Origin of the sequence: Microbispora catharanthi, from assembly GCF_006334915.2 — a bacterium.
Classification (GTDB): Bacteria; Actinomycetota; Actinomycetes; order Streptosporangiales; family Streptosporangiaceae; genus Microbispora; species Microbispora catharanthi.
This window is the reverse complement of sequence record NZ_VDMA02000008.1, coordinates 120,518-141,427: the sequence shown is the minus strand read 5'-3', so window position 1 is coordinate 141,427 and position 20,910 is coordinate 120,518. Positions and strand designations below refer to the sequence as shown.

Here is a 20,910-nt window from a genome sequence, read left to right as displayed (position 1 = left end):
CGAAGCCCGCTCCGCTGGGCCTTCGCTGCGGTCCTCGCTCCCTTCCGCTCCGCTCCCTCGATCCCGGCGATCGTTGGTACGCAGCGCACCAGGGGCACCTGACGACTGGCACGCCCCCGCTTCTGTAGCCGCTGTGGCGGGGCTCCCTCAGTGCGCCGGCGCGTCCGCGTGGCTTTTCCAGAGAGGCGGGAGATGACGGAGGCGGGGTCCGATCACCGTGGCTCCGCCCGTGGCGGCTCACCCCTAGAACCAGCAGACACAGAACCAGCAGACCCCCACCCGGCCGGGCCGCCGGCCCCCTCCCCGGCAACTGCGTGAGTGCCGGGCGCCTGCGACCTCCGGCTGGCGGAACCGACGAACGCGTAGGCCGGGGTATCGACCTGGTCGCATCCGACCCCTCCAAGCGGCCGGTGGCGTTCATGCAGCTGCCGTCGAGCGAATCGAATGCGAACTAGACCGCAGCGGGATGCCAAATCGGCCCCAGCACCCCAACGAGGAGAGGAGGCCGTGGGTGCGATGTTTCACGTGAAACCTGCGGCCGATCGCGGGTGCCACCACGGTCTCTGCGGTTACTCCGCCGTGATGCCCCTGCTTCGCATCGCGTGGGCGGCATCCGGCGCCATCGTGTCGATGATGCGCTCCAGGTCGTCGATCGTGGAGAACTCGACCACGATGCGCCCCTTCCGGCTGCCGAGATCGACCTTCACCTTCGTCTCGAAGTGGTCCGAGAGCCGATCCGCCAGGTCGCGCAGCGCCGGGGCTGTCGGCTTCTTCGCCCGGGGCTTGCGCGGAGCCGGCCCCGCGGTCGCCTCGCCCAGAGCCACGATCTCCTCTACGGTCCGGACCGACAGCCCTTCGGCCACGATCCGCGTCGCCAGCCGCTCCTGGGCGGCGGGGTCGTTCAGCGCCAGCAGCGCCCGCGCGTGCCCGGCGCTGATGACCCCGGCCGCCACCCGGCGCTGCACCTCGGGAGGAAGGTTCAGCAATCGCAGGGTGTTGCTGATGTGCGAGCGCGACCGTCCGACCTTCCTGGCGAGCACCTCGTGGGTGGCCCCGAAGTCGTCCAGAAGCTGCTGGTAGGCCGCCGCCTCTTCCAGCGCGTTCAGCTGCTCGCGCTGGAGGTTCTCGATGAGCGCCTCACGGAGCATCTCGTCGTCCTGGGTGCTCCGGACGATCGCGGGGATGCGGTCCAGACCGGCGATCTGCGAGGCGCGCCACCTCCGCTCCCCCATGATGAGCTCGAAGCGGTCGTCCTCCACGGCGCGGACGACGACCGGCTGCAGCAGGCCGACCTCCTTGATGGACGCCGCGAGCTCGTCGAGCCGGTCCTCGTCGAACACCTCCCGCGGCTGCCGTGGGTTCCGGGAGATGGAGTCGACCTCGATCTCCTGGAAGTAGGCGCCCTCCACCGGACGCAGGCCCACCCCGTTCGTCCCCGACGCGGCCGACGGCGGACCGGCCGGAGCGCTCGCCACGGACGCCGGATCGACGATCGGTCCCGTGGGGATCAGAGCCCCAAGACCCTTGCCCAGTCCCCGACGCTGCTGGCTCACCGCTGCTCCTTCATACCCGCACAGAAGGCGGGTGCCCAGCGACTCGGGGTCACTGGGCACCGGCACGCACACACCAGGAGAGAGTACCGCTGCGAAGCCCTGCCATGAGTCTCTGCGCATCCAGCCGTGCACAATCCCACCGCCAGACCCCCGGCGCGTGGCCGTGCGTAAGGAGCGGAGCGGGCGGGAGCGAGGACCGCAGCGAAGGCCCAGCGGAGCGGGCTTCGCGAGGACCGGAGCTTCTGCCCAGCGCAGTGACGTCCCCAATAGCCGTGAAGACCAACGGGCCCCAGCCGAACGTCCCAGGCCATGGCGTCCCTGAAGGTGTGACGCCCCGGCGCCATCACCTGCGCCGGGTGCCAGTGACGCCTTCCGGCACGTCCTCGTCCGGACGCCGTCTCTCGCGCCGTCCGCACGGCGCACGGCGGCACGGCGCACGGCGGCACGGCGCACGGCGGCACGGCGCACGGCGGCACGGCGGCACGGCGGCACGGCGCAGTCGGGAGCGCCGCCCCGCTGTGTCAGGCGCCGGCGAGGGCCGCCGCCCGATAGGCGATCTCGCGAGCAGCGCCCATGTAGGCCAGTGCCCCGCTCGAGCCCGGGTCGTACGTCATGACCGACTGGCCGTAGCTGGGCGCCTCGGAGACGCGGACGCTCCGGGGGATGACGGCGTCGAGCACGGTGTCGCCGAAGTGGGAGCGCACCTCTTCGGCCACCTGGGAGGCGAGGCGGGTCCGACCGTCGTACATCGTGAGCAGGATGGTCGAGACCGCCAGCGTCTGGTTGAGGTGCGCGCGGACCAGTTCCACATTCTGCATGAGCTGGGTGAGCCCCTCCAGGGCGTAGTACTCGCACTGGATGGGAATCAGCACCTCCTGGGCCGCCGCCATGGCGTTCACGGTCAGCAGGCCCAGCGACGGCGGGCAGTCGATGAGGATGTAGTCGAACTCCATCGCGTCGAACGAGGCGAGCGCCCGCCGCAGACGGGTCTCCCGGCCGACCATCGGAACCAGCTCGATCTCCGCTCCCGCGAGGTCGAGCGTGGCCGGAGCGCAGTACAGATTGGGCATGTCGGGGACCGGATTCACGATCTGCGACAGCGGCATGTCGTCCACGAGGACCTGGTACACCGACGGCATCCCCGACCGGTGTTCCGTCGCCAACGCCGTGGACGCGTTGCCCTGCGGGTCGAGATCGACCACGAGAACGCGCTGATCGTGCATGGACAGCGCGGCCGCGAGGTTGACGGCCGTGGTGGTCTTCCCCACGCCGCCCTTCTGGTTGGCCACCGTCATCACGCGACACCGGGTAGGCCGGGGCCAGGCCCCCTCGTCGCGCGTCGAGTAACCGACGGAAGGCGCAGCCGCCTGCGGGGGCGTGGCGGCTGTTTCACGTGAAACCACAGAACTCAGTGCCTCTCGTACCAGCGGCGAATCGCCAGGGTTAAGGGGGGTCTGGGACACGGTCGTCGTCCTTTCGACCGGCGAGACAGGGGGACGAGGCCAGCCCACCCCGGAGGACCGGCCTGCTGTCGCGATCTCCCAGCGTAGGGGGAGCCGAGTCTCCGGCCAACCCAGACCCGCTGTCACACCGCCTGATCCGGCATCCGCCACCGGCTCACCTCTTTCGTCGCCTCCGCGTGTCCGTTCGCGGAGACCGTCCGGCGACGACGCGAACGAGGGTCGCGGGCGGCTCGACCTTACCGCGACCCACCGTGACCAGCTCGACGTGCCTCACGCCATACGACTCCAACTGGGGGCGAGCCGCGTCCAGTTCCTCCTGTGCCCGCTCCCCCTTCATCGCGAGCAACTCCCCGCCCTCGTGCAGCAGCGGCATCGACCACGACAGCAGCCGGTCGAGCGGCGCGACCGCCCGCGCCGTCGCCACGTCGAAGACACGCTTGTGGGCGAGTTCCTCGGCCCGCCCGCGCAGCACCTCCACGTTGTCGAGCTTGAGCGTCTCGACGCACTCGGACAGGAACACGGTGCGGCGCAGCAGCGGCTCCAGCAGGGTCACCGTCACATCGGGGCGGACGATCGCGAGCACGAGGCCGGGCAGGCCGGCGCCCGAGCCGATGTCGATCAGAGTCGAATCCGGCGGGACCGCCTCCTCCACGACCGCGCAGTTCAGCAGGTGCCGGTCCCAGATGCGGGGCACCTCGCGCGGCCCCAGCAGTCCCCGCACCACGCCCGGCCCGGCGAGCAACTCGGCGAACACCCGGGCCCGCTCCAACGCCTCACCGGTGAAAATCTCCCGGGCCACCGGGGGCGCCTCGGGCAGCTCGTTGCTCTCCGTCATCACTCACTCATCCAGGAACGCTCTCGGCCAAGGGTAACCGTCCTTTCCCCTCGGCGACGGCGAGCCGTACATCCGGCGGCCGCCGACCGTGCGATGCCGGCCGAAGGGGCAGGGCGAGGAAGGGACGTACAGGACGGAAAAGCCGCCGGTCCCGGATGTGGGACCGGCGGCTTCCCCGCGTCGGAACTGTGAAAAGCGGTCAGGCGGGCAGGACCACCACGAAGCGGCGGGGTTCCTCACCCTCGGACTCGCTGCGCAGGCCCGCAGCGGCGACCGCGTCGTGAACGATCTTGCGCTCGAACGGCGTCATCGGCTTGAGCGGCTTCGGCTCGCCGGTGCGCTTGACGTCGTCGGCCGCCGCGGCGCCCACCTTGGTGAGCTCGGCCCGGCGGCGCTCCCGATAGCCGCCCACGTCGAGCATGAGTCGCGAACGCTCCCCCGTCTGGCGATGCACGGCCAGGCGCGTCAGCTCCTGCAGCGCCTCCAGCACCTCCCCGCCGGGGCCCACGAGCTCGTCGCCCTTGACGCCCACGATCGAGACCACCGCACGGTCCCCCTCGACGTCCATGTCGATGTCGCCGTCGAGGTCGGCGATGTCGAGCAGGCCCTCCAGGTAGTCCGCCGCGATCTCGCCCTCCTGTTCCAGGGCTTCGACGTCGGGAGCAGGCTTGAGGGTCTCCTCAGCTTCGGTCACGTCCGGACTCTCCTTCTCCTACGACTTCTTGCTGCCGGTGCGCTTGCTGCGAGGCTGGCGCGCCGGCTGCTGACGGACGATCTTGGGGGCGGGTTCGGGCTCAGGCTGCGCCGCCGCCTTGGGCTTTCCCACCAGCTTGGTGAAGATGCCGTTCGTCGGCTCGGGAGTGGTGACGTTGCCCTTCTCGTCCACGACCGGCATCGGGTGACGGCTGTAGAACCAGTGCTGCTGGCCGAGCGTCCACAGGTTGGTGGTCACCCAGTAGAGGATCAGACCGAGCTGGAAGTTCAGGCTGAAGACGGCGAACAGCGGCGAGATGTACATGAGGAGCTTCTGCTGCTGCGCCATGGGGTTGTCCGGCATCTGCGCCATCGAGCGCTTCACGCTCTGCCGGACGGTGAGGAACGTGGTGCACGAGCTGACGGCCACGAAGCAGGCGAGCACGATCTTCGTCATCAGCGGCTGGGCGCCGAGACTCTGGATGACCTCGGAGCTGTCGAAGAACTTCGCCGCCAGCGGCGCGCCGATGACGTGCGCGGCGCGCGCGCTGTCCACGAGCGCCTTGTCCATTCCGAACGCGACCCGGTCCTCGGCGATGGCCCGCAGCACGGTGAACATCGAGATGAAGATCGGGAACTGCGCGACGATCGGGAGGCAGCCCCCGAGTGGGTTGGCGCCGCCCTCCTGGTACAGCCGCATGACCTCCTGGTTCATGCGCTGCTTGTCGTTCTTGTACTTCTTGCGCAGCTCCTGGACCTTGGGCGCCAGCTCCTGCATCTTGCGCGACGAGCGCATCTGCTTCATGAAGAGCGGGAAGATCAGCAGACGCATCAGCACGGTCAGCGTGATGATGGTCAGCGCCCAGTTGAGACCGCTGCTGGAGGGGATGAAAGTGCTGTACCCGGCGTGGATCCAGGTGATCACCTGTGCCACGGCCGTGTACAGCCAGTTCAGGAATGGCAGCTCCACCGAGCTAGCTCCCTTGCGTTTCGTCGTGAGACCGGACTCGGCGTGGGGGCACCGGGTCGAAACCTCCGGGGTGGAACGGGTGACACCGTCCGATACGCCTGACGGTCAGCCATACCCCGCGCGCCGCTCCATGAACGGCGACGGCTTCCAGACCATAGGCACTGCAGGACGGCTCGAACCGGCACCTCGGCCCCAGCATCGGGCTGATGAAGGCGCGGTAGAACCGGATGATCGCGAGCAGCACGCGGGCGACCGGCCCGGTCGCGGGCCGATCGGCCTCCCCGGGCACCACGGCCGGGGTCGGTTGCTGCGCTGTCATGACCGTCCATCCGTCGGGGTCCGGGAATCGGACCCGCGCCGCCGGAGTAAACGACTCAGCGCGACGTCGAGTTCGGCGGCCAGGTGCTCGCTGCGCGCGGACGCGGCCGGTGGATTGGCGCGTACCACCAGAAGGCTACCTCTCGGCAGCAGTGGCAGGCGGCTCCGCACGAGGTGTCTCAACCTGCGCCTGACCTGGTTCCGCACCACGGCGCCACCGACCGCCTTGCTCACGACGAAGCCGACCAGCGGTGGCTCGTCGGCATCACGCAGGTTCAGGTGTGCGACCAGGGTGGGACGCCCGGCGCGCCGCCCACGGCGAATCGCGTCGGCGAACTCGTCACCCCGCCGCATGCGGGACGCGGACGGCAGCACCGGGCCTTCCTCGACGTATGGCCGCCCGCTCCGCTCGGCACGGGCGGGCGGCGTCTGATCGTCAGACCGTCAGCTCGGCGCGGCCCTTGCGGCGGCGCGCGGCCAGGATGGCGCGGCCGGCCCGGGTGCGCATGCGCAGCCGGAAGCCGTGGGTCTTCGCGCGGCGACGGTTGTTCGGCTGGTAAGTACGCTTGCTCACGGGTGGGCTCCAGGCTTCAGGTACGTCCGCGGCGTTCCGCGGGCGCGGTACATTCCATGGTCACGGCTCGTCATATGCGCGGGCATGCGAAATAGCCGTCGCGTGATTAGCCGACCGGGATACGTTACGGGCCCACCGTACGTCAGGTCAAACCGGCACCCGTGACGCCAAGCGAGTACGGCGAGCGACCATGGCCCGTTAGGCTGTGGACAACGCCTTGAACGCAGGTTGCGCACACCGCTACCGTCGGCCGTCCGGCCCTTCCCCCCACCAGCGTGAATGTGCCCGGGGAGGATGCACGGGCTGTGCACATCATGTGGATCATATGTGGATGGCAGCCGGACGAGGGCCGGTGCGGCGAGGCGTACAGGACTGAGAAACGACACGGATCGCGGCGGGCGAGCGGGGCCGCGTAACGAGAGGAGGGGCCGAGCCATGGAAGGCGTCGATCTCAACGCTGTATGGGCTCGGGCGCTCAGGACCCTGCTCGACGAGGGCGTCTCGGGGCAGCAGCGGGCGTTCCTCCAGATGACGCAGCCCTCCGGACTCATCAACGACACGATTCTCCTGGCGGCCCCCAACGACTTCGCCAAGGAGGTCATCGAGGTAAGGCTGCGCCCGCTGATCGTGCACGCGTTGTCGCAGGAGCTCGGCCGGCCCGTGCGGATCGCCGTGATGGTGGATCCCGGCGCCGGCCTGACGACCGCCTCGGACCCCGCCGTGGCGCCGCCGGCCGACCATCGTCCACAGGCGCCGTCCACAGATTATCCACAGCCCCGTCCCCAGGCTCCGCGCTTCCCCTTAGCCGAGGACGGCCCGATCCGGCGCGACGCCGAGCCGCACGGGCCGCACTATCCACAGGGCCAGCAGTATCCACAGCCGCCGCAGCACATGTCCCCTCCGGACCACCAGCAGCGGCCCGGCGGCTACTCCCCCGAGCCGCCCGCCGCGCCCAAGCCCGAGCCGGTGCCGGGCCCCGTGTCCGGTCCTGTGCCCGGCGGCCCCGGGCAGAACCGCTGGGACGCCCGCGGCGGCCGCACCTCCGGCGAGCCGGCCAGGCTGAACGCCAAGTACACGTTCGAGACGTTCGTCATCGGCGCCAGCAACCGCTTCGCGCACGCCGCCGCCGTCGCGGTCGCCGAGGCCCCCGCCAAGGCGTACAACCCGCTGTTCATCTACGGCGACTCGGGACTAGGGAAGACCCACCTGCTGCACGCGATCGGCCACTACGCGCAGAGCCTGTACGACGGCGCCCGGGTGCGGTACGTGAGCTCCGAGGAGTTCACCAACGACTTCATCAACTCCATCCGCGACCACAAGGCCGACGGGTTCCGCTCCCGCTTCCGGGCTGTGGACATCCTCCTCGTGGACGACATCCAGTTCCTCGAGGGCAAGGAGCAGACACAGGAGGAGTTCTTCCACACCTTCAACACCCTCCACAACGCCAGCAAGCAGATCGTCATCTCCAGCGACCGGGCGCCGAAGCAGCTCGTGACGCTGGAGGACCGGCTGCGCAACCGGTTCGAGTGGGGGCTGATCACCGATGTCCAGCCGCCCGAGCTGGAGACCCGCATCGCGATCCTGCGCAAGAAGGCGATCCAGGAGGGCCTGGCCGCGCCGCCCGACGTGCTGGAGTACATCGCCAGCCGCATCGCGACCAACATCCGGGAGCTCGAGGGCGCACTGATCCGGGTCACCGCGTTCGCCAGCCTCAACCGGCAGTCTGTGGACATCCAGCTCGCCGAGATCGTCCTCAAGGACCTCATCAGCGAGGACGCGAGCCCGGAGATCACCATCTCCCTCATCATGTCCACAACCGCCGAGTACTTCGGTGTCTCCCTCGACGACCTGTGTGGAAGCTCACGCTCGCGTGCCCTGGTCACCGCCCGCCAGATCGCCATGTACCTGGCCCGCGAGCTGACCGACCTGTCCCTGCCCAAGATCGGCCAGCAGTTCGGCGGGCGCGACCACACGACCGTGATGCACGCGGAGCGTAAAATCCGGTCGCTCATGGCCGAGCGGCGCTCGATGTACAACCAGGTCAACGAGCTGACGACACGGATCAAGCAGCGCGCACGCAACGCTTAGTACACAGCTGTGGATAACTCTGTGGATCAAAAATGCCGCCCTCGGCGGCGGCTCCGTGCGTTACCTCCACCCTCTCCGGCCCGCCAAGGCGCCGTCCCCACTTGGGGACAACTTTGGGGAGAACCTGGGGATGGCTTGGGGAATACCCGTGGACGAGTTGGGGACGCCCTGTGCGTACTCGTCACACACAGCTCAGCTGTCCCTTTTACCCCGTGGACAACCGGTGGAAACCTCGTGGATTACTCGTGGACAGAGGGCCCTCCGCCTGGGGAACGGGTGTGGGGACAGCGGGGCCACCCACAGTCCACAGGGGGTCCGTCCACGTGTCCCCCACACCGGCAGTGGATGAATCAGCTCCGCTGAGCTGCGAAAATGCTCGACATCCACATATCCACACTGCCTAATGAGACGACTTGTATCTCTCTCTCTAAGGAACTCAAGAACCATAGAAGGGGTTCTGGAGGCACACAGGTGCGGGAGAGTGAAGACTTGACGAAGCAGCGACACCCAGGAGGCTGATCCACGTGATGTTCCGGATCGATCGCGACGTGCTCGCCGAGGCCGTGGCGTGGACGGCACGGAGCCTTCCGGCCCGTCCCTCGGTGCCGGTGCTCGCCGGCATGCGGCTGGAGGTGACCGACGAGCAGCGGTTGAAGCTCTCCGGCTTCGACTACGAGGTCTCCGCCGAGGTGACCCTCGACCTGCAGACCGGAGAGCCGGGCGTGGTGCTCGTCTCGGGCAAGCTCCTCGCCGAGATCACCCGCGCGCTCCCCGCACAGCCGGTCGAACTGGTTGTGGACGGAGCCAAGGCCGTCGTCACCTGCGGCAGCGCCCGGTTCACACTTCTCACCATGCCTGTGGAGGACTACCCCTCCCTCCCGGCCATGCCGCCCGCCGCCGGACGGGTCGGCAGTGACGTGTTCGCCTCCGCCGTCGGCCAGGTGGCCGTCGCCGCGGGCAAGGACGACACCCTCCCGATGCTCACCGGCGTACGGATGGAGATCGAGGGCGACACCGTGACCCTCGCCGCCACCGACCGCTACCGCCTCGCCGTACGCGAGCTGAAGTGGCAGCCCGAGCAGCCCGACTTCCAGGCCGTGGCGATGATCCCCGGCCGTACGCTGGCGGACACGGCCAAGGCGCTGGGCGGCACCGGCGCGGAGGTCGAGATCGCGCTGAGCTCGGCCGGCGGCACCGGCGAGGGCATGATCGGGTTCTCCAGCTCCGGACGGCGGACGACGACCCGGCTGCTCGACCCCGAGTTCCCCAAGTACCGCTCGCTGCTGCCCACCGAGTTCTCCGCGCGCGCCGACCTGTCCACAGCCTCGTTCGTCGAGGCCGTCAAGCGCGTCGCGCTCGTCGCCGAGCGCAACACCCCCGTGCGGCTGGCCTTCCGCGGCGGAGAGGTCGTCCTGGAGGCCGGCAGCGGCGACGAGGCGCAGGCCGTGGAGGCGCTGCCGGTCGAGTTCGACGGCGACGAGATCAACATCGCCTTCAACCACCAGTTCCTGCTGGAGGGCCTCGGGGCGATCGACTCCGACGTCGCGCGGCTCCAGTTCACCACGCCGACCAAGCCCGCCATCCTCACCGGGGGCAAGCCTGTGGACGACGGGGGGAGCGAGGACTACCGCTACCTCATCATGCCCATCCGCCTGTCCAGCTGACGCGGCCCGAGCACCCCGGGCGTACGATCTCCTGCGGGCATGGACCCCTGATGCATGGGTACGCGTGCCTCGGTGGACGACGCAGATGTGGAGGGGTGGCTCAGATGCAGATCGGCATGATCGGGCTCGGCAAGATGGGCGGGAACATGGCCGAGCGGCTGCGGCGCGGCGGCCACGAGGTCGTCGGCTACGACCGCGATCCCTCCATCAGCGACGTCGGCAGCCTGAAGGATCTCGTCGAGAGGCTTCAGGCGCCGCGCGCGGTCTGGGTCATGGTCCCCGCCGGGGCGCCGACGCGGAGCACCGTCGAGCACCTGCGCGACCTGCTGTCGGACGGTGACATCGTCATCGACGGCGGCAACTCGCACTATCTGGACGACCAGCGTCACGCGGCCGACCTCCGCACCCACGGCATCGGCTTCGTCGACGTGGGCGTCAGCGGCGGCGTCTGGGGTCTGGAGTACGGCTACGCCCTGATGACCGGCGGCGACGAGGAGCACGTCCGCCGGCTCATGCCGATCTTCGAGACGCTCAAGCCGGAGGGCGAGGACGGCTTCGTCCACGCGGGCAGCGTGGGCGCCGGCCACTTCGCGAAGATGGTCCACAACGGCATCGAGTACGGCATGATGCAGGCCTTCGCCGAGGGCTGGGAGCTGCTGGAGGCCAGCGACGCCGTCACCAACGTCCCCGAGACGTTCAAAAGCTGGCGGCACGGCACGGTCATCCGGTCCTGGCTGCTCGACCTGCTGGTGCGGGCGCTGGAGGAGGACCCCGACCTCGCCGAGCTCAAGGGCTACGCGGAGGACTCCGGCGAGGGCCGGTGGACGGTCCAGGCCGCCGTGGACCACGCCGTGCCCCTGCCGGCCATCACGGCCGCGCTGTACGCCCGCTTCGCCTCGCGCCAGGCCGACTCCCCGGCGATGAAAATGGTCGCGGCGCTGCGCAACCAGTTCGGCGGGCACGCGGTCGCCTCGGCCGAGGGCCAGACCGGCAAGGGCGCCGACGCCCCCGGCGCCGACGTCACCCCGCCGGTGGAGGCCGAGGGCTGACGCGCGGTCGGACCTCGTCGTCCATGTGCTGCGGCCGGGCGAACTCCGCGCCGCAGGCCTTCGGTTCGTCCACAAGGGTGTGAATTCCGGGGTTGGCCGGGTTCGCGGCCCGGCGGCGCCGATCTTCCACAGGCTGTGGACGAACCATCCCGCACCCACTCGCTTCTCCACAGTGCGCCGTTTCTCCACAGCGCATCGTGGCCGGGACACGAAGGCCGGGCACCGGCACTAGCCTGGCGGGGTGCACGTGGCGAGCCTGTCCCTCACCGACTTCCGGTCCTACCCGGAGGTCGAACTCGTGCTGGAACCGGGGGCGACGGCGTTCGTCGGGCCGAACGGGCAGGGCAAGACCAACCTGGTCGAGGCGCTCGGCTACATCGCGACCCATTCGAGCCACCGCGTGGCCACCGACGCGCCGCTCGTACGGCACGGCGCGCAGCGGGCGATCGTGCGCGCCGCGGTGGTCAGGGACGACCGCCGCGCGCTGATCGAGATCGAGATCAACCCGGGCCGGGCCAACCGCGCCAGGGTGAACCGCTCGCCCGTCCCCCGGCCGCGCGACGCCCTCGGCCTGCTGCGGACCGTGCTGTTCGCCCCGGAGGACCTCGCACTGGTCAAGGGCGACCCGTCCGAGCGCCGCCGTTTCATGGACGACCTGCTCGTCGCCCGCGTCCCCAGGTTCGCGGGCGTGCGCGCCGACTACGAGCGCGTGCTCAAGCAGCGCAACGCGCTCCTGCGTACCGCCGCGGCGACGCGGGTGGGACGGCGGCGCGGCGGCCGCAGGCAGGAGGACGACGCGGCCTTCGCCGCCGCCGGCGCGGGAGACGTCCTGAGCACGCTCGAGGTCTGGGACTCCCACCTGGTGCGCCACGGCGCGGAACTGCTGGCGGCGCGGCTGCGCCTTGTGGACGCGCTGCGTCCGCTCGTGGCGAAGGCGTACGCCACTCTCGCCCCGTCGTCGGGACTCGCCGATCTCGAATACCGGCCGTCGGGGTTATCCACAGATATCCCCACCCTGGGGACAAACCGGGAACTACTGGCCGAACACCTGCGGACGGGTCTCGCGGAGGCTCGTCAGGCGGAGCTCGAACGCGGCGTGACCCTCGTCGGCCCGCACCGCGACGACCTGCTGCTGCGGCTGGGCGAGCTGCCGGCCCGGGGCTACGCGAGCCACGGCGAGTCGTGGTCGTTCGCCCTCGCGTTGCGGCTGGCCGCCTATGACCTGCTGAGAGCCGACGGCGGCGACCCCGTGCTGATCCTGGACGACGTCTTCGCGGAGCTGGACGGTCAGCGGCGCAGGCGGCTCACCGAGATCGTCGCCCCGGCCGAGCAGGTGCTCATCACGGCGGCGGTGCCGGACGACGTGCCGCCCGAGCTGGCCGGCGCCCGGTTCGACGTGGTGGAAGGGAGCGTGACCCGTGTCCGATGAGATATCCACAGGCGGTGGACAGTCCCCGCGGGGCGCGGCCGCGCGGGGTGCCGCGGCGGCGCGGGAGAAGCTGGCCCAGGCGAAGTCCGACGCGCTGAAACGGGGGCAGCTCCCGCGCACCGAGCCGCGCCGCCGCTCCGGCTCGGGCGCCCAACGACGGGACGCCGGCGACCCGCTGCCGTTCGGCCGGGCGATCCGCGACCTGCTCGCCGCCCGGGGATGGGAGCAGCCGGTCGCGGTGGGCGGGGTGTTCGGCCGCTGGGCGGAGATCGTCGGCCCCGAGCTGGCCGCCCACACCAGGCCGGAGACCTTCGAGGACGGCGAGGTGGTGGTCGCCGCCGACTCGACCGCCTGGGCGACCCAGGTCCGGCTGCTCGCGTCCACCCTGGTCAGGCGGTTGAACGAGGAGCTCGGCGACGGCGTCGTTACCCGCGTCAAGGTGCACGGCCCCGGCGTGGGTCACCGCCCCGAGGGCGGCCTGCGCGTACGCGGGAGCCGTGGGCCGGGCGATACATACGGCTGAGAGCGAGGCGGCGAGCGCCGTCCGTGGCCCGCGCCGGCGCGCGACGATCTGAAAACCGGCCCGAGGAGAGCCCGAACCGGCCCAAAATCGCGTCTGCGGCTCCGACCCCCGTTCCGTGTAGGGGGTGCTCGGAAACATGATCGTCAAGCGACAGGGCATCACAGCCCCCGTGAATGCCACCTGATGTCCGCCGGACCGGTAGAATGTAAACGGACTCAAGGACACGTCCGGTTTGCGTCACCCCGGTCCCATGGGCCGATTTCCCCTGGGTGTGCGCATCGGGGCACTCACGACGGTGACGGGCACGGCAGGGGCAGCCAATCCACGGTGTCGCCCGCCGCGTGTCCGCGGCAGGAGGATTTCGCACTTGTCCTACGACGCTAGCTCTATCACCGTTCTCGAAGGGCTGGAAGCGGTCCGCAAGCGCCCCGGCATGTACATCGGTTCCACCGGTGAGCGCGGGCTGCACCACCTCGTCTACGAGATCGTCGACAACGCGGTCGACGAGGCGTTGGCCGGCTACAACGACCTGATCGAGGTCACCCTGCTCGCCGACGGCGGCGTGCGCGTGATGGACCACGGACGCGGCATTCCCGTGGGCATCGTCGCCGCCGAGGGCAGGCCCGCCGTCGAGGTCGTCTTCACCGTGCTGCACGCCGGCGGCAAGTTCGACAGCAAGTCGTACGCCGTCTCGGGCGGCCTGCACGGCGTGGGCGCCTCGGTCGTCAACGCGCTGTCGACGCGCCTGGAGGTCGAGGTCCGCACCGACGGCCACGTGTGGCGGCAGAAGTACGTGACGGCCAAGCCGACGGCCCCGCTGGAGAAGGGCGAGCCGACCGACGAGCACGGCACGACGATCAGCTTCTGGCCCGACTCGGACATCTTCGAGACGACCGCCTGGAACTTCGAGACGCTGGCGCGCCGATTCCAGGAGATGGCCTTCCTCAACAAGGGCCTCATGATCAAGCTGACCGACGAGCGGCCCGACCACATCATCGACGGCGCGTCCAAGGTGGTCACCTACCACTACGAGGGCGGCCTGTCCGACTTCGTCACCCATCTGAACTCGAAGAAGGACCCGATCCACAACTCGGTCATCGACTTCGAGGAGCACGGCGACGGCATCTCGGTCGAGATCGCCATGCAGTGGAACGCCTCCTACAGCGAGTCGGTCTACACCTTCGCCAACACGATCAACACCGCCGAGGGCGGCACCCACGAGGAGGGCTTCCGCGCCGCGCTGACGACCATCGTCAACCGGTACGCGCGCGAGCAGAAGTTCCTCAAGGAGGGCAAGGACGACAACCTCAGCGGCGACGACGTCCGCGAGGGGCTCGCCGCGATCATCTCGGTGAAGCTGGCCGACCCGCAGTTCGAGGGCCAGACCAAGACCAAGCTGGGCAACACCGAGGCGAAGTCGTTCGTCCAGAAGGCCTGCAACGACCACCTGCGCGACTGGTTCGAGCGCAACCCGGGCGAGGCCAAGGAGATCATCAACAAGTCGCTGCAGGCCTCCAGGGCCCGCATCGCGGCCCGCCAGGCGCGCGACCTCACCCGCCGCAAGTCGCTGCTGGAAAGCGGCAGCGGCCTGCCGGGCAAGCTGGCCGACTGCCAGTGGTCGGAGCCGGAGAAGTGCGAGCTGTTCATCGTCGAGGGCGACTCGGCCGGCGGCTCGGCCAAGGGCGGGCGCGACCCCAAGTTCCAGGCGATCCTCCCGCTCCGCGGCAAGATCCTGAACGTCGAGAAGGCCCGGATCGACAAGGTCCTCAAGAACAACGAGGTCCAGGCGCTCATCACGGCCCTCGGCACCGGTGTGCACGACGAGTTCGACATCGCCAAGCTGCGCTACCACAAGCTGATCCTCATGGCGGACGCCGACGTGGACGGCCAGCACATCACCACGCTGCTGCTGACGCTGCTGTTCCGCTTCATGCGGCCGCTGATCGAGGCGGGTCACGTCTACCTGTCCCAGCCGCCGCTCTACAAGATCAAGTGGGACCGCAAGGGCGAGGACGCGTCGTACGCGTACTCGGACCGGGAACGGGACGCGATCCTCGAGGAGGGCGTCGGCCGCGGCCGGCGCGACCCCCGGCTCCACGACGGCGTGCAGCGGTTCAAGGGTCTGGGCGAGATGAACGCCTCCCAGCTGTGGGAGACCACGATGAACCCCGACACCCGCGTGCTCCGGCAGGTCACCCTCGACGACGCCGCCCAGGCCGACGACCTGTTCAGCGTGCTGATGGGCGAGGACGTCGAGGCCCGCAGGAACTTCATCATCACCAATGCCCGTGACGTCCGCTTCCTTGACGTCTGAGCGGCGCGGATAACCAGAAGGACTTTTCGTGACGGAAGTGAACACGCCGCCTGGGCCCCCCGCCGATCGGATCGAGCCGGTCGACATCCAGGCCGAGATGCAGCGCAGCTACATGGACTACGCGATGTCCGTCATCGTGTCCCGCGCGCTGCCGGACGTCCGCGACGGCCTCAAGCCCGTGCACCGCCGCGTGCTGTACGCGATGTTCGACGGCGGCTACCGGCCCGACCGCGGCTACTTCAAGTGCTCCAGGGTCGTCGGCGACGTCATGGGCTCCTATCACCCCCACGGCGACACGTCGATCTACGACACCGTCGTACGGCTCGCGCAGCCGTGGTCGCTGCGCTACCCGCTCGTCGACGGGCAGGGCAACTTCGGCTCGCCGGGCAACGACCCGGCCGCGGCGATGCGGTACACCGAGTGCCGTCTCGCGCCGATCGCCATGGAGATGCTCCGGGACATCGACAAGGAGACCGTCGACTTCCAGCCCAACTACGACGGGCGGTCGCAGGAGCCGGTCGTCCTCCCGTCGCGGTTCCCGAACCTGCTGGTCAACGGGTCGGCCGGCATCGCGGTCGGCATGGCGACCAACATCCCGCCGCACAACCTCCGCGAGGTCGGCAGCGCCGTCATGTGGGCGCTCGACAACCCCGAGGCGTCCGACGAGGAGCTGCTCGACGGGGTGCTCGCGCGGGTCAAGGGTCCCGACTTCCCGACCGGCGCGCTGATCGTCGGCCGCCGCGGCATCGAGGACGCCTACCGCACCGGCCGCGGCTCGATCATCATGCGGGCCGTGGTCGAGGTCGAGGAGGACCCCAAGGGACGGCAGTGCCTGGTGGTCACGGCCCTGCCCTACCAGGTGAACCCGGACAACCTGGCGCTCACGATCGCCGAGCTGGTCAGGGACGGCAAGGTCACCGGCATCGCCGACGTCCGCGACGAGACCTCCTCGCGTACCGGCCAGCGGCTGGTGATCGTGCTCAAGCGCGACGCCGTCGCGAAGGTCGTGCTGAACAACCTCTACAAGCACACCCAGCTCCAGACCACGTTCGGCGCGAACATGATCGCGCTGGTGGACGGGGTGCCGCGGACGCTCCGGCTCGACCAGTTCGTCCGGCATTACATCACCCACCAGATCGAGGTCGTGGTCCGGCGGACCCGGTTCCTGCTGCGCAAGGCGGAGGAACGGGCCCACATCCTGCGCGGCCTGCTCAAGGCGCTCGACCGGCTCGACGACGTCATCGCCCTGATCAGGCGGTCGCCGTCGGCGGCCGAGGCGCAGGGCGGCCTGATGACGCTGCTGGACATCGACCAGGTCCAGGCGCAGGCCATCCTGGACATGCAGCTGCGCAAGCTGGCCGCGCTGGAGCGGCAGCAGATCCAGGATGAGTACGACGGCCTGATGGCGCAGATCGCCGACTACCAGGACATCCTGGCCTCCGAGCCTCGGCAGCGCCGGCTCGTGTCGGAGGAGCTCGGCGAGATCGTCGCCAGGTATGGCGACGAACGCAAGACCGAGATCATCGCCTACGAGGGCGACATGTCCATCGAGGACCTGATCGCCGAGGAGGACGTGGTCGTCACGATCACGCGCGGCGGCTACGCCAAGCGGACGAGCACCGACCTCTACCGGGCGCAGCGACGCGGCGGCAAGGGGGTCAGGGGCGCGCAGCTCCGCCAGGACGACATCGTGGAGCACTTCTTCGTCACCACGACGCACCACTGGCTGCTGGCCTTCACCAACAAGGGCCGGGTCTACCGCTTCAAGGCGTACGAGCTGCCCGACTCGGGCCGGGATGCCCGCGGCCAGCACCTGGCCAACCTGCTCGCCATGCAGCCCGACGAGCACGTGATGGAGATCCTCGACCTGCGGGACTACAACGTGGCGCCCTACCTGGTGCTGGCGACCCGCAGCGGTCTGGTGAAGAAGACGCGGCTTTCCGAATACGATTCGCCGCGATCCGGTGGCCTGATCGCGATCAATCTGCGCGAGGATGACGAGGTGATCGCCGCCCGTCTCGTCTCCGAGGGTGATGACCTGCTGCTCGTGTCCAAGAACGCGCAGTCGATCAGGTTCACCGCCTCGGACGAGGCGCTGCGCCCGATGGGCCGTGCCACCAGCGGTGTGATCGGCATGCGGTTCATCGACGGTGACGAACTTCTCGCGATGAACGTCATGAGCGACGGCGATGACGTGTTGATCGCGACCGAGGGTGGGTATGCGAAGCGGACACCCGCCGACCAGTACCCGGTCCAGGGCCGGGGCGGCAAGGGCGTACTGACGGCCAAGATCGTCAGCGCTCGTGGCAAGCTGGTCGGAGCCGTCATGGTGCGTCCCGAGGACGAGGTCTTCGCGATCACCTCTGCCGGCGGGGTGATCCGTACCAGCGCCGGCGAGATCAAGCAGTCGGGCCGCCAGACCATGGGCGTCCGCTTGATGAACCTGGCCGAGGGTGACAGCGTTGTGGCCCTCGCTCGCAACGCCGAGTCGTTGGAGACCGAGGAGAACGGGGCAGGAGGCGAGGCATGAGCGAGCGAATCGTCATCCGCGAATGCGCACCAGGTGAGGGCGTGGCATGAGCGACACCGGTGGGCCGCGGACACCCGGCGGCAAGCAGAGACCCACGGGCGCCCGCCCGGCGTCGTCTTCGAACGGCGTTACCGCGCGGGCGCACGATGGCGGTAGCGTCGCCAAGGTGGCTTCCGAAGGAGATGACGTGACCGCCGCCGACAAGGCGAAGGCCGACGACACCATGCGCATCCGGACCTCGGCCGGCGACCAGCCATGGAAGCGGCAGACGGCCACGGACGGCGCGTCCGACAACGGCAGGTCCGACGGCGGCGGAGCGACCGCGCAGTACCCCCGGCCCGCCGGCCTCGGTACGTCCACACCCCCTGTGGACAACGGCCGTCCGTCTGTGGACAACGGTCGTCCCTCGGCGGACGGCGGCTCCGTACGCGGCCTGAACTTCGGCCCTGCCGGAGACCGAGCCGAGTCCTCCAAGAAGGACAAGGACAAGAAGCTCGGCGTGCGCCCGCCGCGCAAGGCCCACCTGGTCCTGCGCAGGATCGAGCCGTGGTCGGCGATGAAGTTCAGCTTCGTCGTGTCGCTGGTGTGCTTCGTCGTGCTGTTCGTGGCCGTCGCCGTGCTGTACGGCGTGCTGTCGGCGCTCGGCGTCTTCTCCTCGATCACCGACACCGTCAACCAGCTCACCAGCGGTGCCGGTGGCGCCGGGGCCGGCACCATCGACATCGCGAGCTGGTTCGAGCCGGTCCGCATCCTCGGGTACGCGGCCCTGCTGGGCGCGCTGAACGTCGTGCTCATCACCGCGCTGTCCACCCTCGGCGCAGTGATCTACAACATCTCCGCGGACCTCGTGGGCGGTGTCGAAGTCACCTTCAGCGAAGCCGAGTGACCCTACCGGTACGGCAGGCCGCCCACACGAGCGGCCCGCCGTACGGATGCGCCTCGATGGCACGACCACGGCCCGGACACGGTAAGCTTTTCCTCGTTCGGAACGACGGATTCGCCACCGGAAACGGGATGCGGTAACGTTCGTTGCGCGGTGCGGGGCTATAGCTCAGTCGGTTAGAGCGCTTCCCTGATAAGGAAGAGGTCCCAGGTTCAAGTCCTGGTAGCCCCACCTCGATAAACGCCCCGAAGCGATCAAGCTCCGGGGCATTTTGCTGCAACGGGTACTGCAACAGACTCACTCGAATAGTCCCGTCACCCTCTTGAGGGCATTCTCGCGGCTCTCGCCGTCCCCGTACGTGTAGATCTTCATCGTCACCGAGATCCGGCTGTGCCCGAGGATTTCCATCGCGTCACGCGGAGCGACGCCGAGCTTCTTGAGCAAGGACGCGGCGGTGTGCCGGAGGTCGTGCACGCGGATCGGCCGGAGCTTGTGCGTCTCCGCGATCCGGGCGAGGTTGCGCGGCTCGATCGGCTTGCCCGATCTGGTGGTGAAGACGAGCCCGGTGTCCGTCCAGCCCTTCCCCGCCTCGTCGCGGAGGATCTTCTGGCCGTCCCGCTGGATCTCCAACGCCTCCCGCACGACGCCGAGGAGTACGACCGGTTGCCGGCGGGCGGCCTCTTCCACCGTCAGAACCGGTCCGTCCACGAGCCCGCCGGGCGATGGCCTATTCGTCTGTGTGCGTGCGGTGCGGCTTAGTCTGTCCGCATGCGACGCTTCAACGACGAAGACCTCACGGGCGCGGAGTTCCGCGAGTGCGACCTGAGTAGGGCGCGGCTGGTCGGTGTGGTCATGCAGGACGTCGAGATCGACGGTTTGGTCACCAACCTGGTGGTCAACGGCGTGGAGGTGATGTCGTACGTCGAGGCGGAGCTCGACCGCCGGCACCCGGTGCGGCTGCTGATCCGTTCCGATGAACCGGCCGACCTGCGAGAGGCCTGGCGACAGCTGCGGAAGGCGTGGGCGACGACTACCGAGCGGGCCGGGTCGATGGCCGAGGGCAGTGAGGATCTCGGCGTCGACGGCGAGTGGTCGATGGTCGAGACTCTGCGTCATCTCGTCTTTGTGCACGACTCGTGGTTTCGGCGCTGCATACTCGGGCTGACCGAGCCGTTCACGGCGATGGGACTGGCATCTCCGTTCGTGCCGGATCAGGAGGGGCTGGGGCTGGACAGGTCCGCCCGGCCGCGTCTCGACGAAGTGCTAGCCGTACGCGATCGGCAGGCGTCGGAGATTGAGGCGTGGCTGGCCGAGGTCACACCCGAGCAGCTCGCAAAGCCCGCCCCGGTGCCGGACGACGACAGATGGCCCCCGTATGCCAAGGGCCGGCGCGTGCGGCAATGCCTCGGCACTGTGCTCAACGAGGAATGGCAACACCACGGTTTCTGCGTGCGCGACCTGGACAAGTTGTCACGTCGGGGGGCCCCGTAGGTGTGGTGATGAGGGATCTCCCGCCAAGATCCCGGCCCGAACGGCGCGTGGCCCCCGTGTTGCGACGGGTCGAACGGTTCGCAGGCGTCGAGGCAGCGGCTCATCAGCCCCGCGGCTGGGCGACGGTCAAAGGCTCGCCCCATGCCATGGGCGGATTGGCGCACGGATCTCGGCAGAAGAGGAAGTGGGACATCCCCGAACGGTATGGGCCGTGGCAGACCTGTTACGAGCGGTTCAAGCGCTGGGCCTCTGACGGAACTTGGGCCCGCCTGCTGGAGGAGATGCAAGTCAAGGACGACTCGGTCGGCCAGGTGGAGTGGACCTTCAGCATCGACTCGACCATCTGCCGCGCTCACCAGCAGTACGCGGGTGAACTACTGCCGGACGGCGCCGCTCGGACTCCCCCGGGGGAGTTCCCCCGGACGTTTATCGGCATTCTGCCGTCAACCAAGGGCTGTAGGCCGGAGCTTGCGTGGTGAGCCGGTGAGACCTCGGCCTGCCGCAGGGCAGGCCGAGGTCCCACCAGTGACCCG

Annotated in this window: 19 protein-coding genes and 1 tRNA gene; 11 read left to right on the top strand and 9 right to left on the bottom strand. The window is 69.3% G+C overall.

The annotated features are described in order from the left end of the window. Positions 1 to 569: 569 nt before the first annotated feature. The 8 genes from FH610_RS17175 to rpmH all read right to left on the bottom strand — a co-directional run bounded on the left by FH610_RS17175 (position 570) and on the right by rpmH (position 6,406). Complete coding sequence (locus tag FH610_RS17175) at positions 570 to 1,553, bottom strand: ParB/RepB/Spo0J family partition protein (protein ID WP_139575466.1); 984 nt, start codon at positions 1,551 to 1,553, stop codon at positions 570 to 572. A 521-nt stretch (positions 1,554 to 2,074) separates the two neighbouring features. Then, on the bottom strand, positions 2,075 to 2,848 hold the full coding sequence (locus FH610_RS17170; RefSeq protein ID WP_205825859.1) for a ParA family protein: 774 nt from the start codon (positions 2,846 to 2,848) through the stop codon (positions 2,075 to 2,077). Between the two features lie 322 nt (positions 2,849 to 3,170). Then, positions 3,171 to 3,851 carry a 16S rRNA (guanine(527)-N(7))-methyltransferase RsmG gene (gene rsmG, locus FH610_RS17165; protein ID WP_139575464.1) on the bottom strand — a complete coding sequence of 227 codons (681 nt, stop codon included), beginning with the start codon at positions 3,849 to 3,851 and terminating at the stop codon, positions 3,171 to 3,173. Positions 3,852 to 4,050: 199 nt separating this feature from the next. Beyond that, positions 4,051 to 4,545 carry a Jag family protein gene (locus FH610_RS17160; RefSeq protein WP_139575463.1) on the bottom strand — a complete coding sequence of 165 codons (495 nt, stop codon included), beginning with the start codon at positions 4,543 to 4,545 and terminating at the stop codon, positions 4,051 to 4,053. Positions 4,546 to 4,563: 18 nt separating this feature from the next. Further along, entirely contained in the window at positions 4,564 to 5,514 is a 951-nt protein-coding gene (gene yidC, locus FH610_RS17155) for a membrane protein insertase YidC (protein ID WP_139575462.1), read from the bottom strand. A 4-nt stretch (positions 5,515 to 5,518) separates the two neighbouring features. Then, on the bottom strand, positions 5,519 to 5,833 hold the full coding sequence (gene yidD, locus FH610_RS17150) for a membrane protein insertion efficiency factor YidD (protein ID WP_079314210.1): 315 nt from the start codon (positions 5,831 to 5,833) through the stop codon (positions 5,519 to 5,521). Continuing rightward, the gene (rnpA, locus tag FH610_RS17145) at positions 5,830 to 6,207 is read right to left on the bottom strand and encodes a ribonuclease P protein component (RefSeq protein ID WP_079314209.1); all 378 of its coding nucleotides are present in this window, start codon (positions 6,205 to 6,207) and stop codon (positions 5,830 to 5,832) included. Before rnpA ends, yidD begins: the two co-directional genes overlap by 4 nt. Before the next feature lie 61 nt (positions 6,208 to 6,268). Then, complete coding sequence (gene rpmH, locus FH610_RS17140; protein WP_015772801.1) at positions 6,269 to 6,406, bottom strand: 50S ribosomal protein L34; 138 nt, start codon at positions 6,404 to 6,406, stop codon at positions 6,269 to 6,271. A 435-nt stretch (positions 6,407 to 6,841) separates the two neighbouring features. On the opposite strand from rpmH, the gene dnaA reads away from it, so the two are divergent. From dnaA to FH610_RS17095, 9 genes are all read left to right on the top strand, one after another. Beyond that, a complete protein-coding gene (gene dnaA / locus FH610_RS17135) occupies positions 6,842 to 8,494 on the top strand; it encodes a chromosomal replication initiator protein DnaA (RefSeq protein WP_139575461.1) in 1,653 nt (550 codons plus the stop codon). Between the two features lie 524 nt (positions 8,495 to 9,018). Next, positions 9,019 to 10,158 carry a DNA polymerase III subunit beta gene (dnaN, locus tag FH610_RS17130; protein ID WP_139575460.1) on the top strand — a complete coding sequence of 380 codons (1,140 nt, stop codon included), beginning with the start codon at positions 9,019 to 9,021 and terminating at the stop codon, positions 10,156 to 10,158. Positions 10,159 to 10,262: 104 nt separating this feature from the next. After that, entirely contained in the window at positions 10,263 to 11,207 is a 945-nt protein-coding gene (gene gnd, locus FH610_RS17125) for a phosphogluconate dehydrogenase (NAD(+)-dependent, decarboxylating) (protein ID WP_139575700.1), read from the top strand. 241 nt (positions 11,208 to 11,448) lie between these two features. Then, complete coding sequence (gene recF, locus FH610_RS17120) at positions 11,449 to 12,636, top strand: DNA replication/repair protein RecF (RefSeq protein ID WP_139575459.1); 1,188 nt, start codon at positions 11,449 to 11,451, stop codon at positions 12,634 to 12,636. Beyond that, entirely contained in the window at positions 12,626 to 13,159 is a 534-nt protein-coding gene (locus tag FH610_RS17115; RefSeq protein WP_420813714.1) for a DciA family protein, read from the top strand. The genes recF and FH610_RS17115 overlap by 11 nt, the downstream gene beginning before the upstream one ends. 367 nt (positions 13,160 to 13,526) lie before the next feature. Beyond that, entirely contained in the window at positions 13,527 to 15,473 is a 1,947-nt protein-coding gene (gyrB, locus tag FH610_RS17110) for a DNA topoisomerase (ATP-hydrolyzing) subunit B (protein ID WP_139575458.1), read from the top strand. Between the two features lie 28 nt (positions 15,474 to 15,501). Further along, complete coding sequence (gyrA, locus tag FH610_RS17105) at positions 15,502 to 18,003, top strand: DNA gyrase subunit A (RefSeq protein ID WP_139575457.1); 2,502 nt, start codon at positions 15,502 to 15,504, stop codon at positions 18,001 to 18,003. Positions 18,004 to 18,190: 187 nt separating this feature from the next. Next, entirely contained in the window at positions 18,191 to 18,889 is a 699-nt protein-coding gene (locus FH610_RS44480) for a DUF3566 domain-containing protein (protein WP_240809020.1), read from the top strand. A gap of 154 nt (positions 18,890 to 19,043) precedes the next feature. Next, positions 19,044 to 19,117: transfer RNA gene (locus tag FH610_RS17095), tRNA-Ile, on the top strand. Between the two features lie 66 nt (positions 19,118 to 19,183). Here the strand turns inward: FH610_RS17095 and FH610_RS17090 are convergent. Then, positions 19,184 to 19,594 (bottom strand): tyrosine-type recombinase/integrase, encoded by a 411-nt coding sequence (locus tag FH610_RS17090; RefSeq protein ID WP_139575456.1) that lies wholly within the window; start codon positions 19,592 to 19,594, stop codon positions 19,184 to 19,186. Positions 19,595 to 19,654: 60 nt separating this feature from the next. On the opposite strand from FH610_RS17090, the gene FH610_RS17085 reads away from it, so the two are divergent. Together FH610_RS17085 and FH610_RS45650 are read left to right on the top strand one after the other, a co-directional pair. Continuing rightward, the gene (locus FH610_RS17085; protein ID WP_139575455.1) at positions 19,655 to 20,377 is read left to right on the top strand and encodes a DinB family protein; all 723 of its coding nucleotides are present in this window, start codon (positions 19,655 to 19,657) and stop codon (positions 20,375 to 20,377) included. Next, on the top strand, positions 20,287 to 20,856 hold the full coding sequence (locus FH610_RS45650; protein WP_420813713.1) for a transposase: 570 nt from the start codon (positions 20,287 to 20,289) through the stop codon (positions 20,854 to 20,856). Before FH610_RS17085 ends, FH610_RS45650 begins: the two co-directional genes overlap by 91 nt. Positions 20,857 to 20,910: the final 54 nt, after the last annotated feature.

Bases quoted from the DNA above. Each gene is read 5' to 3' on its own strand.
- FH610_RS45650 (WP_420813713.1), top strand. From the start codon at position 20,287: ATGCCTCGGCACTGTGCTCAACGAGGAATGGCAACACCACGGTTTCTG.
- gnd (WP_139575700.1), top strand. From the start codon at position 10,263: ATGCAGATCGGCATGATCGGGCTCGGCAAGATGGGCGGGAACATGGCC.
- FH610_RS17170 (WP_205825859.1), bottom strand. From the start codon at position 2,848: ATGACGGTGGCCAACCAGAAGGGCGGCGTGGGGAAGACCACCACGGCC.
- FH610_RS17085 (WP_139575455.1), top strand. From the start codon at position 19,655: ATGCGACGCTTCAACGACGAAGACCTCACGGGCGCGGAGTTCCGCGAG.
- yidD (WP_079314210.1), bottom strand. From the start codon at position 5,833: ATGACAGCGCAGCAACCGACCCCGGCCGTGGTGCCCGGGGAGGCCGAT.
- rsmG (WP_139575464.1), bottom strand. From the start codon at position 3,851: ATGACGGAGAGCAACGAGCTGCCCGAGGCGCCCCCGGTGGCCCGGGAG.
- dnaA (WP_139575461.1), top strand. From the start codon at position 6,842: ATGGAAGGCGTCGATCTCAACGCTGTATGGGCTCGGGCGCTCAGGACC.